This window comes from Chloroflexota bacterium (assembly GCA_016219275.1).
Taxonomy (GTDB): domain Bacteria; phylum Chloroflexota; class Anaerolineae; order UBA4142; family UBA4142; genus JACRBM01.
Genome location: JACRBM010000054.1, coordinates 113546 through 126700 on the forward strand (window position 1 = coordinate 113546; position 13155 = coordinate 126700).

Consider the following 13155-nt stretch of genomic DNA (forward strand, 5'->3'; position numbering starts at 1 on the left):
AGAGAGCATCCTAGCCCAGCACCGTATCGTCTCGCGGTTTACGCGATCAAACCTTGCTTGGCTAATTCATCGGCAACGTACTTGAGTCCGGCTTTTTCAAGCGTCGCGCGCGTCGGCATGCCGGTCGCCTTGTCCCAGCCCATCTCTTCGTAGAACAAGTCTTTGGCGAGTTCGATGTCTGCGCGATCCATCCGGCTGTGACCAGCCGTGAACGGTTGTTTATCCGCCGGATAGTCAAAGACCCACTTGTTCGCCAAATCGTGCTTGTTGCGCATATCTTTCTCGTTCATAAAGCGCGCGGTCAGCGCGCGGAACAAGTGGAGAATCCGCATCCCGGTCGCCTCGATTTCTTCGCGGCTGATCTTTTCGCCGGTCACGTGCGACAGCGCCTTGGCTTCCATCGCGACATCGCCGCGATACTTGCGATCCTTGCGCGGTGACGCCCACACCGGCAGCGTCCAGTTGCACGCGGTCAGCGAGTTGTGCAGTTCGAGATAGATCAGCGACATCTTGGTGAAGACCGCCTTGCCCTTGTTCATCGGCTTGTAGTTGTTGTTCGCGTCAATCGCATCCGGCGAACCGAACAACTCCGCTCCGATTTCTTTCTGCAACGCCAAGGGTAGACCATTCGCCAAATAGTTGCTGTGCGTGTGGTTTTGCGAATCGCGATTGTACATCATGTTGATCAGCGTGCCGACTTGTCCGCCATTTTCGCTCGAGTGGTGTTTGGCGTGCGCGTCCTTCCAGCAACTCGACTCGTACGTTTGATGGTATTCGGCAATCTCAGACCATTTCTTTTCCAAGAATGCTGGACCATCCGCGAACAACTTGCCCAGTTCGCCTTGCTTGAACGTGATGCGTTTCATAATGTCGAGCAGGAATGCTGGGTCGCCCGCATCCAACAGTTTCCACGGAATGCTGTCGTACTCTTTCGGGTCCAACTTGGCTTTCAGAATGCCCTTGCGGTACGCGTAGAGCAGATCGCGCGGGAACTGTCCATAGTCGTTCCACAAACCGTAATCATCCGCGAGCGCACTGCCCAACTGCGACGCTTCGATCGCGGTTTCCGTGCCGCTCGTGATATTGTCAAAGAACCCGCGCCCGAACGAGTTGCCCACACAGGTGTTGCCGTTGAAACGCGACACACCGTACTTGGTTTCGAGCGCCGGGATATCGGTGTACACGTGGCAACGAATCGGGCACGAGTAGCAACCGCCGGAACGAACATGGTGTCGCTGACCAGGACCATCGCCGTGATCCAAAACTCCCTTGTGCGTGCGATAGCCGATGCGATTCAAATCATCCGCGCTGCATTCGCCGGTTTCGACTGGCGGATTTGCGGCGCCCCAGTATTGCCCCTTCTGCGCGTTCCAGCGCGTCGCGCCATAGTACTCCGCCCAGGGTTGCGGCGTCGTCGGCACGACGCCTTGGTTGTTCGCGCCAAGCAACGAAAGGTATTCGTTGACGAATTCTTTCCATACTTTTTTGTCCGCCGCTATGGCAACCGACCCGGTGCCTTTGACCCCAATTGCCTTGAGATTCTTGGAACCCAGGACGCTGCCCACGCCGCCTGCAGAGTGCGAACGATTGCACAGCACGCACGAGACGCGCACGAGATTTTCGCCCGCTTGACCAATCGCCGCGACCTGGACATCGGAACCAACTTCATTGCTGATTTCTTCCGTCGCGCGGAAGATGCCGTTGCCCCAGAGATTCTTGGCGTCGCGAATCTCAACCTTGTCATCATTGATGTAAATCCACACGGGCTTGGGCGCTTTGCCTTGCACGATCACCGAGTCCCAACCGGCAAATTTCAACTCAGCGCCCCAGTGTCCACCCATGTGTCCCGTGCCGGGCAATTCATTGATGTTGACGGGAAACAACGTCGTAATCGAAACACGACCCGAGAGCGGTGAGCCGGAACCGGTCAACGGACCCACGCCAAAAATGATCCGGTTTTCCGGATCCCACGCCTTGGTGCCGGGCTTGACTTCATCCCACAAAATTTTGTAACCCAGCCCGGTGCCGCCGAGAAAGTCCTTGTATTTCGCGGTATCTTCCGAACTGATCTTGCCGGTGGAAAGATCAATCCGTAGAATCTTGCCGCGATATCCACCTATTGCTGCCATTTGTTTTCTCCTTCTAATTCAATCTGACTGCTCAATGTGCGCTGTTACTTGTGGCACGAACCGCATGTGCTCGACACACTCTGCGGCGACGCCACATAGCCCGGTATCGTCCAGCGCGGTGGAATGTCCTTGGTACGATCTTGCCACGGCACATAGCGGAGCGCGCTGTTTGGGCACGCCTTGACGCATTCAGGATCGCCATTGCACAAGTGACACTTGGTTGATTTTTTCGCTTGTTCGTCGAACGCCAGCATTGCCCAGGGGCACGCGGCTTGGCACAAGCGACAACCGGTGCACTTGTCCACGTTGATCACACGCGCGTTAGTCGGCGCGACGATTTCAATCGCGCCATTCGGGCACGCGCTCATGCACGGCACCGGGTGTGGACACTGGCGACACGTATCTTGAACCAGCAAAAAGTTTCCGAAATGCCCTTCGCCGCGCCGATAACCCAACTGTGCGCCGCCTGGACCAAAGTTCAAATTACGCCCAACCTTGACACGCGCAAGCGTCGGCTCATTGCGACCATCGTTAAAACTGGTGCAGGCAATCTCGCAACGACGACACCCCGTGCAGCGCGAGGGATCGCCGATCACCATGCCTTTGGAATTCGGACCATATCCTTGTTCTGCCGGCGAAGCCGCCACGACTTCTGCCGGGAGAAAATACGGCAAAGCAATGCCGAGTGAGCCGATCCCAGCCACGCGGAGAAAATCGCGGCGTGAAATCGGCATCTGAATCGCGACGGACAATGGGCTAGCATCACCCAGGGTCACATCGCTGGTGTTTGCTTCTCTTTGATTTTCCATTTTCTTCTCCCCCGATCAATAATGTCTTGCTTGGTCGTTCCAGTTCCTTTCCCAGCACCGCCTCCTCTCTGACTGAGTACGCTTCCTTGCAAAAATAAAAACGCCTTTGCGTTCAAGCACACAAAAGCGTTCTCCGCTAGAGTAAATCAATCTGCAAAGCCCACTGCCCGCCGAAAGTACACCCTTAATCAGGAAATCAGACGAGACAGATTGTTACCCGTACTTTGTAATTATTATAACAAACACGCGGCATACTGTCAATTTTTTCACAATCGCGGAGATTGAGACAATTTTGCATTCACGCTGAACCGTTTTTCACCAGACTGCGATGCTGTGGTATAATGCGCGCAAATCGGAATCAGGAGATCCATCATGTCCACGCTCTCACTCGATCATATTTTGAAACGCGGCATCGCCGAAATCATCAGCGAGGAAGGTTTGCGTAAACGTCTCGCCGCCGGCAAACCATTGCGTATGAAAATGGGCTTCGATCCATCCAAGCCGGATTTGCATGTCGGTCACGCGGTCGGCATGCGAAAACTGCGCCAACTTCAAGACTTGGGGCATACCGTCGTGCTCATCGTCGGCGATTGGACCGCGCAAATTGGCGATCCTTCCGGGCGCGATGAATCGCGCACGATGTTGACGCACGATCAAGTACAGGTCAACGCGCAAACGTACATGGATCAATTCTTCGTCATTGTGGACCAGAGCAAAACCGAAATTCGTTGGCAGAGCGAATGGTTCGGCAAGTTCTCGCTCGCCGATGTGTTCAATCTCACCTCGCGCTTTACGTTCGCGGATATGATGGAACACGAAACGTTCGACAAGCGCGTCAAAGACGGCAAACCGCTCTCGTTGATGGAATTGATGTACCCGTTGCTCCAAGCGTACGATTCGATCGCGGTTGATGCGGATGTCGAGTTCGGCGGGATGGATCAAAAGTTCAACATTTTGCAGGGACGCAAACTGCAAGCGATGCTGGGCAAAACGCCGCAAGAAGTTTTTCTCGTTCCCTTGCTCGTCGGCACCGATGGACGCAAGATGTCGAAATCGTTTGGCAACACGATTGACGTGCGCGCCGCGCCGAGCGATATGTACGGCAAAGTCATGTCGCTCGTGGACAATGTGCTCGTCGAGTATTTTAAACTCGTCACCGACGTGCCGGACACTGAGATTGCCGAGATGGCAGACGCGATGGCAAGCGCCAGCGTCAACCCGCGCGATTTGAAAATGCGTTTGGCGCGCGAAATCATCGCGCAATTGTACGATGCGAACACCGCGCGCGATGCCGAAGCGGAATTCGTCAAAGTGTTCCAGCAACGCGAACTACCAAGCGATATGCCGACCTTCGCCATGCCTGGCGCGATGCCGATCATTGATTTGCTGGTCGCCGCAAAAACGGTCGAGTCGCGCAGTGAAGCGCGCCGGCTTGTCGAACAACGCGGCGTGCGTCTCGACGATGTGGTCATCGAAAAGAGTGATGAGCAGATCCCTGCGCAGCCAGCTGTGTTGCGCGTGGGACGTCGCAAGTTTGTGCGACTGACCGCGTGAGACCTCGTGCGCTTTTCATCAAATTTATGCCGCCGGCAACGCGTCCTTCCGTTGTCGGCGGTATCGCGTTACGAGTCCAACCCCCGTACCGTTTTGCGCGATCCAGCGTCAAATAAAGTGATCCACGAATGAATCCAACTCATCTACGCGCGTTTGTGTTCGTACTCATAACGGCTTTGACATTGGCGTGTCAGTCCGTCAATTTGTTTAGCGCCGCGCCGCCCGCAACCGAAGCGCCAATCATCCTTGCCCAGGTTGAACCCTCGGCGACGACCGCGTTGACGGCGACGACCGCGTTGGCGTCACCGACTGTCGCCGCGCCACTCGCCGCGCCGACCTCCGCGCCCAGCGCAACCGCAAATCGTGCGAGCGCCGCGTCGCCGACACGCGCGAGCGCATCCCCGACCACGCGCCCACCCGGAGCACTCGCACCCACATCAGTCGCGATGGCTAGCGCGACACCGACGACGCGAGCATCCACCACACTCGCGCCGAGCGCAACGGCAACCCCAACGAGTCGCTGTCCGGCAATCACACCGCAGACGAAAACATCGGGCTGGGTCAAAAGCGTGACGCTCGCGCGGAGTGTCAATGCGGACACGTACGACCCAGTGAATCCGACAACCGAATTCGCGCGCGCCGCGACCATTCACGCGGTCGTCGCAACCCAGAACGCGCCGGCGTATACCAAAATCAAAGCCGCGTGGTATGCGAGCGATGTGAGCGCGGTCGCGTGCAATACGTTTATTGACCAAGCCGAACTATCCGAAATCGAGGGAACGCGCAACATTGATTTCACGTTGGGTGGCAACAACCCAGTCGGCGCGTATCGCGTGGAAATCTCTGTGAATGGAACCCTGGAACGCGTAGTAACCTTTACCGTCAAATAGCGCCAATCCATTTTCGTTGCGTTTTACGCCACCCGTATCTACCGACGCGTTTGGGCGTCTCAATCAGTGTAGTCGCAACAACCAAATGCCATCGGCGCGGATAGTACCGCGGTCGTATCCCTCAAACCGAGATACGCGTGTACAATATCCCGCAGTTGGCAGATTCAACAGGGAGGTAAACGGTATGCGAAAAATTCCAATGCGTTGGCTTGTGCTCGGTGCTTTGCTGTTGCTCGCGCTCGCGTTGTTCTTCTCGATCAGCGAGGTGACACTCGCCGATAACGCGCACCCGGTACGTTTCGTGGGACTGATCAAGAGCTTGCCTGTGTCCGGTTTGATCGGTGATTGGACGATTGAAGGACGGTACCTGTCACAGCAAGTCATTTCCCAAACGGTCACCACGCATATCACAACGACAACCCGAATTGATCAAACGATGGGCGCGGTCAAAGTGGGCGCGCTCGTCGAAGTGGAAGGAATCGCGCAGGCAGACGGTTCGATTAACGCGTTTCTGATTCGCGTCTTGCCCGACCTGAGCAACGGCATCCCGGTCAAGTTCTTTGGCATTGTGGACACGTTGCCGGCGTCCGGCTTGATCGGCGATTGGACGATCCGCATCGGCTTGAACGAGCCGATTACGCCGACGCGTACCTCGAATGGACATCGCTTGGTTACGGTTCACGTTACATCGGCAACGAACATCATTCAAGAAGAAGGACAAGCCAAGGTTGGCGCGTTCGTCAAGGTTGAGGGCTGGGTGTTGCCCGATCGCACCGTGATCGCGCGCGAGATCGAAGTCAAGACACCGCCGCCACCGCCTGGTTTGCCCGTCGAATTCTTCGGGCGCATCGAGCAATTACCGGCGTCCGGGTTGATCGGCGATTGGACGGTGAGCGGGCGCACGGTGCATGTTTCAGCGCAGACGAAGATCGAGCATCCCGAAAAAGCCAAGGTCGGCGCGTTCGTGCACGTCAAAGGGACCGCACTCACCGATGGCACGGTGAACGCCCGTGAGATCGAAGTTCGTTCGGATGTCCCGCCCACCATCACGCCGCCGGTGCGTTACATCCGGTTTTATGGGATCGTGCAAGAACTGCCGAATACGACTGGCTGGATCGGCGATTGGAAAGTGAATGGTTTGACGATTCACGTCACCGCGCAAACCCAGGTTCAACAATCGAACGGCGCGCCGGCAGTCGGCAAGCCCGTCGAGGTCAAAGGCATTTTGCAAAACGATGGCACGGTGAACGCGCTGCGCATCGAAACGAAACGCCCGATTACGACGACCAACACGTTTGGGTCTGCAAGCGCAGTCTCCAAGTAATCAGGCACTCTGGAACAAAATAAAGAACGCGGACACTTGCCCCATGCAAGTGTCCGCGCTCGCGTTTTTCTAATTCGTAGGGCAAATTTCCAATTTGCCTAACGCGAATCTGGGTGGCAATTTGGAAAATTGCCCCACAAGTTCACACTTCGTTTTTTAATTGGCGAACAACTCGACTTGGAGGATTCGGAATGCTTCGTCGCAAACCTGTTTGGGCTGGGCTGTTAATCGCACTCGGCATCGGCATCGCGCTGCTCGTTCTTCCCGCGCCCGCACGCGCGCAAAACCCCACGCCCTCGCGCATCTTTATGCCAATGATTGTCGCGGGATGCTCGCGCGAAATGATGAGCGACTGGAGTTTCGAAGCCGGTCTGCCAAATACGTCTTGGGTAACCACTAGTACAGCGGCGAGCAACATCCTCGACAGCTCCTCGATTCCATCGCCTAATCCAACTCACTACGGCGCATGGAAGGTATGGTTGGGTGGAAGTGATTCGCTCACCGAAAGCGTATGGCAAACTGCCACCGTTCCCGCGTGGACGACGACAATGCGAATGAGTTTCTGGTTCGTGGTCAACACCCAGGAAACGAATCCGCTCACGAACGACCATGTCAGCATACAAATTCGCAACAGCGCCGGTGTTCCACTCGAAACACTTTACGATTTATGGGACGGCGACTGGGGAACGAGTTGGGCGCAACGCGTCATTACGCCGACCGGCAACTATGCTGGGCAAACGATTCAACTAGCGTTCTTTGCGAAAACCGATAGTTCCAACCCTACAAACTTTTTCATTGACGATGTGTCTATGCAGATTGGATGCGGACAGTAGGGGCGAAGCATTCACCAAACGGAGATTCAGCTGTCAGTCACATCGCATTCGATGCACGATTATCAAAGCATCAACATCCGGCGAATGCTTCGCCCCTACCACGTCCTACTGCACCTCACCCCAATCGAGCATTTGAATCTCGACTGTCTCGCCGGCGCGCACCCGCGCGACATTTTCCGGAATCACCAACAATCCGTTCGCTTTCGACACCGACGTGAGCACACCCGATCCTTGCTCGCCGGTCGTTCGCGCGATGAAACCCTCGCCACGTTTTTCGACCTGCACGCGAATGTGATTGCGGCGGTCGGACGCATTCTCCACATCTTCTTGCAAAATCGCGCGCACTGTTGGTCGCGCGAATTTTGTTTTGCCGAGCATCGTCAGAATCGCGGGACGCGCAAACGTTTCGAACGAAATGAGCGCGCTGACCGGATTGCCGGGCAATCCCAGCAAAGGCACACTCTTCTTGCCGCGCAGAACACCGAATGCGAGCGGTTTGCCGGGTTTCATCTTGACTTGCCAAAAGTGCATCTCGCCTTCCGCGTTCAACACATCCTTCACGATGTCGTAATCGCCGACCGACACGCCCGCGCTCGTGAGAAACAAATCCGCGTCCGCATCCAACCCCGCGCGAATTTTCGCGGTGAGGTCGGCGATGTTATCGCGCGCGATGCCGAGTTGAATCGGAATGCCGCCCGCGCGCAAAACCGCCGCCGCGTTCGAGTACTCGTTCGAGTTGCGAATTTTGCCGGGCGCGACCGGCTCGTTGATCGCGACGAGTTCATCGCCGGTCGCAAGAATCGCGACGCGCGGACGCCGATGCACCGCGACCTGACTTTTGCCGATGGACGCAAGCACGCCGATTTCCGCCGGGCGCACAATCGCGCCGCGCGGCATAACGACCTCACCCGCGCGAATATCTTCACCGGCTTGGCGCACATTGTCGCCGCGCTCCGCGCGCTTGAGAATCTCGACGGTCGCGCGTCCCTTGGTTGCCGCGCGACCTTGCACGCCTTCGGACGTGTCCTCGAATCGCACGACGGTATCCGCGCCGGGCGGCAACGGCGCGCCGGTCATGATCCGCATCGCCGTCCCAGGTTCGACCGCGCGCTCGGCGAGGTACCCCGCCGCGACATCGCCGATCACGCGCAAGACTGCCGGTTGCTCGCGCGACGCGCGCGCGATATCCTCGGCGCGCATGGCGTAGCCATCCATCGCCGAATTGTTGAACGGCGGCACATTCATTTCCGCGATCACATCTTCTGCCAATACGCGATCGAGCGCGTCGAGCAAGGCAACGCGTTCCGGTTCGAGCGGCTGAAAATGTTTGAGAATGTATGCGAGCGCTTCTTCAACTGAAATCATATTCCCCTTCCGTTCTGAAATTGTGAGGCAAGTTGGAAACTTGCCCCACTTGGTTAGCACATCAAATCAATGAGGCAAGTTAGAAACTTGCCCTACATTGTTTTACTCCACTTTGAATTCAAATTGGTCATCCACGCGAAACGTCCGATCTGGCAGCATCTGCTTGTACTCGAAAGCGACCGAATTGCCGCGCATTGTGAATACTCCAAAGCCATAGTGCATCGAATCCGTTGCCTGAACTTGCATTTGATACTCTGGCTTGAACGCGGTCAAGGGAGCGCCGCCGCCACCGACGACGAGTTGCGTCACCGCACGCCCAGCTTTATCGGCGATGACCGAGCGATTGTAGAGATGCACGTGCCCGGTCAGATACATCGCGCCCGCGCGTCCCAGACTGCTCCAAAATGCGTCGCGCTCTTTCGGACGCGCCGACAAATTATCCGATGAGCCCCAAAATGCCGGCGCGTGACCGTAGACAAAAATCAATTTCTTGTCGTTGCGCTCAAGTTGTTCGTCGAGCCATTTCTGATTGACGAGATTGTCTTGCGCGCCGTACTCATCGAGTCCAACGAAAAATGCGTTCTGATACGTAAAACTGTACGTCAAGCGCGTTTCGTCTGGCGGACCATTCGTCGGAATCGGCAAATCCGCGATGGCGTTCAAGTATGCTTGGCGCACCGCGGTGGACGAAGGGTTGCTATCGTCGTCGTGATTGCCACGCACCGGATAAATCGGAATGTGCGCGTCGTACACTGGTTGCATCGCGCGTTTCCAATTCGCGTACTGCTGCTCGTACGTTAGATGCGAACAATAGTACGTGCCGTTCACCAAATCGCCAACAAAAATAATCAGGTCCGGTTTTTCCAACGCGACGCCGCGCGCGAGCGCATTTACCGCTTCGCCCACACACGTTGCGTTCGACGGTCCCGTGCGATCACCGCGCGTATCGCCGAACACGACAAACTTCCACGCGTTGGCTTGCGCCGCGCTTGTTGGCGGCGCAATAGTAGGCGGAGGCAGCGTGGCTGTCGGCGCGGATGTTGGAGCGCTGCATGCGACTAACATCAACAGCGTCAAATAACAACCCAGGATTAGGAAAATTTTATTGTTTTTCATTTCATCGCTTTCCCGCGTGAATCAAGATAACCATTTGCCGCGAGCCATTCCGCCGTGCGGCGCATTCCCTCCACGAACGAAACGCGCGGCGTGTATCCCAGTATCCGCGTAGCGTGCGAAATGTCGAACACGACGCGATGCGAATAAAACCGCACGCTCGATAACGCGATGCGCGGCGGATAACCGCGTACGCGCGCGAGCAACTCGAATGCCGTCGCGATGGCGAGCGCGGGCAGGCGCGGCACACGCTTGAGTTTTTTTCCACCCAGCATGTACGCGTACGCGCCGTAAAACTCGCGCCAGGTCACGCCGCGTCCCTCCGCGCCAATGAACGCGTGCCTAATCGCCGCGTCATTTTTCAGCGCGAGCAAAATCAAGTCAACGAGATTGTCAATGTACACCGCGTTGCACATTCCATTGCCATCGCCGACCAACACACGCGCGCCGCGCCGCACACGCGCGAGCGGCGTCAACGTCCACGCGCCGGAACGCGGACCGTACGTGCACGCGGGACGAATCACGACGAGCGGTACGCCATTCGCATTTGCAAATGCGCGCGCGGCGTGTTCGCCCTCCGCCTTGCTCACCGAGTAGAAATCGCCGCGATACGCGAGCGGCGAATCGGCGTTCGCGTCGCGCGGCGGCGGAATGCCGTGCGCGTTGATCGTGCTGAGATGAATAAAGCGCGCGACGTTCGCCGCACGCGCGGCGCGCAAGAGATTCAACGTACCGCCCACATTCACGCGCCGATATTCGTCCAGGTGCGCGCGTCCGCTCTGCATCGCCGCGCAATGCAACACCGCATCGCATCCTTCCATCGCGCGACGCACCGCGTCTTCATCGGTCACATCGCCGGTCACGAATTGTAGGGGCGAGGCATTTGTAGAATCGCGTTCCGGCGAATACCCGGTCTGTGAATAATAATCGCGAATCCTGGACTGGACTGGACTCGACAAATGGCTCGCCCCTACATCACGCACCAACCCGCGTACCCGCGCGCCTTCTTCCGCGATCAATCGTTCGGCGAGTCGTCCGCCGATAAATCCGTTCGCGCCGGTGATGAGAATTTTCGCGTCCTGTAAATTCATTTTGCAGTCGCCGCTTTGCGTTGTTGTTTTTCGATGAGACCCATGCGCGCACGACCCTGGGATCGGTCGGACGACCAGGGCGCGGGCGGCGCCATCGTCAGATCGCACAACGCGAGGAGTGCAGTATCGTAGTTCACGCGCCACCCGGCGAAATCGCGCCACGCTTGCTCGCGGTCCGTTTTGAGCGCGACGCCTTGCCGCGCGAGTCGTTCGCACGCCGCGTCGAATTCCGCGCGCGTGATGCTGATCGGATCGGTCGGCTTGGGGCTGGGATCGTACGCAAAATTGTAAAAGTCCGCGATGCGGCGCAATGCGAGAAAACCGGCGCGAATGCACAAGTCCGCCTGCGGATCGCGCGGCACATCGAGCGTGGACGCGGTGAACGATGCCGCGTCGAGCACCGCGCCCGCCGCCGTGACCCAGGAACGATTCGGCACGGGCGAGCGAAACATGTTGAGCGCGGGCAACGACGTGTGGCTCTCTTCAACTTCGGCGAACCACACTTCCCAGGTTCGCCACATTTCGGCGAGACGATGCAACCCGTGAATGCGCTGATAGCGCTCGATCATTTCAATCGCGGAAGGCGGCACGCCCGCGCGCACTTCGAGCAACGTTACCGCGGCTTCACGTTTGGAAAACGCGGCGTACATCGTCGGCAAGTACGCGATCAACACCGAGAGCAAGATCAAGCCGGTCATGGCTTCGAGGTATGCGAGAATCGTTTGCGCGAGTCCTTGCGGCGGCACGTAACCCAGCGTCAGCAAGGACGAACCACTTTCGACGAACGCGTCGTACAGCGTCGGCACGCCGACCGCCCAATACATCAGCGTAAAACCAAGCGCGACGATAGACAACCATACGGGCAAAAGTGTGATCAAACTGACCGGCGCATAGTACGCCATCAAGCGATCTTTCGCTTCGTACGTTTCGCGTCGCCAGAGCAACACGCGAAACAACACGCGCGTCGTGAGAAAGACCAGACGTGTGAGCAGGGTTTGCTCGGCGCGCGGCACGACGAACGTGCGAATCGCGGAAAGCAGTGTAGCGATCACGATGCCCGCGCCCATAACAAATCCGGCAACCGCAAGAATCGAATCAACCATGTGGCGCCGTGTCCGGTATGATTTCGAGCGCGACAACGCCCAACGATTCTTTTTCGCGCGGGTAGAGTGCGCGCAGAGTCGCACCGAGTTCTTCGTGCGAAAAACCAGGCGCAATCGCATCCACATCTTCGCGCGCGCGCAATTCGTCGAAACTCGCGTAACGCGCGATGCGCGTAATGACGAATGTGTGCTGACCGTTCAAGCGCAATTGATCGCCCACCTGCAAGCGCGCGATGTTGCTGTACGCCACACGCACTTTTATCGTCTTACAACCCGCGAGAATCATCTGCAAGTATGCGTCTTTGAGCCAGAGTGTTTTCGTCACAGTTCCCCGCACGCAATTGCCCAGCACAAGCCGGTAAGCGACAAGCCATCGAGAATGGCGTTGCGCGCGATGAGTTCGCGCACCTCCTGCGGCGTAAACCAGCGCAAGCCCATCACTTCGTTCGTGTCCTGGATTTCGTCCACACGCGTCACGCCACGCGCGACAAAAACGTGGAACATCTGGTTACTCGATCCATTCGACGGATGATACTGACCGAGCGATTTGAACGACGCGGCGCGATGCCCAGTCTCTTCCATCAACTCACGCGCAGCGGCTTGTTCAACCACTTCGCCATCATCAACTTTTCCGGCGGGGCATTCCCAGCCACGTGTGTTCGTTTGAAAACGATAGTGGTCAATCAAAAGAATCCTGCCATCGTCGCCAATCGGAATAACGGACGCGGCTTGATGCTTGTAATCTACAAGATGAATATCGCGCCACACCGATCCGTCCGGCATCTCGATATCCACCTGTTGCATTCCGATCCAATCCGAATCGTACACGGTTCGTCGCGCGAGCACGCGCCAGGGTGTCGTTGTGTCAGTCACACAAACCTCGCTGAATTGCGGATGGCAGATAGCAAATAGCGAATGGCAAATTGCAAATTGCCATCTGCTAT

12 protein-coding genes are annotated in these 13155 nt (G+C 57.1%); 4 read left to right on the plus strand and 8 right to left on the minus strand.

The genetic code is table 11. The features are described 5' to 3' along the window. Positions 1 to 38: 38 nt before the first annotated feature. Positions 39 to 2129: an aldehyde ferredoxin oxidoreductase gene (locus tag HY868_14365; protein MBI5303315.1), complete on the minus strand. Its 2091-nt coding sequence runs from the start codon at positions 2127 to 2129 to the stop codon at positions 39 to 41. Positions 2130 to 2173: 44 nt separating this feature from the next. After that, positions 2174 to 2938, minus strand: coding sequence for a 4Fe-4S dicluster domain-containing protein (locus HY868_14370; GenBank protein MBI5303316.1), 765 nt, complete (start codon positions 2936 to 2938; stop codon positions 2174 to 2176). A gap of 372 nt (positions 2939 to 3310) precedes the next feature. On the opposite strand from HY868_14370, the gene HY868_14375 reads away from it, so the two are divergent. The 4 genes from HY868_14375 to HY868_14390 all read left to right on the plus strand — a co-directional run bounded on the left by HY868_14375 (position 3311) and on the right by HY868_14390 (position 7539). Continuing rightward, positions 3311 to 4492: a tyrosine--tRNA ligase gene (locus HY868_14375; protein ID MBI5303317.1), complete on the plus strand. Its 1182-nt coding sequence runs from the start codon at positions 3311 to 3313 to the stop codon at positions 4490 to 4492. 128 nt (positions 4493 to 4620) lie between these two features. Beyond that, positions 4621 to 5382, plus strand: a complete 762-nt coding sequence (locus HY868_14380) for a hypothetical protein (protein ID MBI5303318.1) — start codon at positions 4621 to 4623, stop codon at positions 5380 to 5382. 184 nt (positions 5383 to 5566) lie between these two features. Next, the gene (locus tag HY868_14385) at positions 5567 to 6706 is read left to right on the plus strand and encodes a hypothetical protein (protein MBI5303319.1); all 1140 of its coding nucleotides are present in this window, start codon (positions 5567 to 5569) and stop codon (positions 6704 to 6706) included. A 191-nt stretch (positions 6707 to 6897) separates the two neighbouring features. After that, positions 6898 to 7539 (plus strand): hypothetical protein, encoded by a 642-nt coding sequence (locus HY868_14390; protein MBI5303320.1) that lies wholly within the window; start codon positions 6898 to 6900, stop codon positions 7537 to 7539. Between the two features lie 105 nt (positions 7540 to 7644). On the opposite strand, the gene HY868_14395 is transcribed toward HY868_14390, so the two are convergent. The 6 genes from HY868_14395 to HY868_14420 all read right to left on the minus strand — a co-directional run bounded on the left by HY868_14395 (position 7645) and on the right by HY868_14420 (position 13084). Beyond that, positions 7645 to 8904, minus strand: coding sequence for a molybdopterin molybdotransferase MoeA (locus HY868_14395; GenBank protein ID MBI5303321.1), 1260 nt, complete (start codon positions 8902 to 8904; stop codon positions 7645 to 7647). A gap of 102 nt (positions 8905 to 9006) precedes the next feature. After that, positions 9007 to 10020 (minus strand): metallophosphoesterase, encoded by a 1014-nt coding sequence (locus HY868_14400; protein ID MBI5303322.1) that lies wholly within the window; start codon positions 10018 to 10020, stop codon positions 9007 to 9009. Continuing rightward, positions 10017 to 11108, minus strand: coding sequence for an NAD-dependent epimerase/dehydratase family protein (locus HY868_14405; protein MBI5303323.1), 1092 nt, complete (start codon positions 11106 to 11108; stop codon positions 10017 to 10019). The genes HY868_14400 and HY868_14405 overlap by 4 nt, the downstream gene beginning before the upstream one ends. Beyond that, a complete protein-coding gene (locus HY868_14410) occupies positions 11105 to 12211 on the minus strand; it encodes a hypothetical protein (GenBank protein ID MBI5303324.1) in 1107 nt (368 codons plus the stop codon). The genes HY868_14405 and HY868_14410 overlap by 4 nt, the downstream gene beginning before the upstream one ends. Further along, positions 12204 to 12536 (minus strand): hypothetical protein, encoded by a 333-nt coding sequence (locus HY868_14415; GenBank protein ID MBI5303325.1) that lies wholly within the window; start codon positions 12534 to 12536, stop codon positions 12204 to 12206. The genes HY868_14410 and HY868_14415 overlap by 8 nt, the downstream gene beginning before the upstream one ends. Beyond that, a complete protein-coding gene (locus HY868_14420; protein ID MBI5303326.1) occupies positions 12533 to 13084 on the minus strand; it encodes an NUDIX hydrolase in 552 nt (183 codons plus the stop codon). The genes HY868_14415 and HY868_14420 overlap by 4 nt, the downstream gene beginning before the upstream one ends. Between the last annotated feature and the right edge of the window lie 71 nt (positions 13085 to 13155).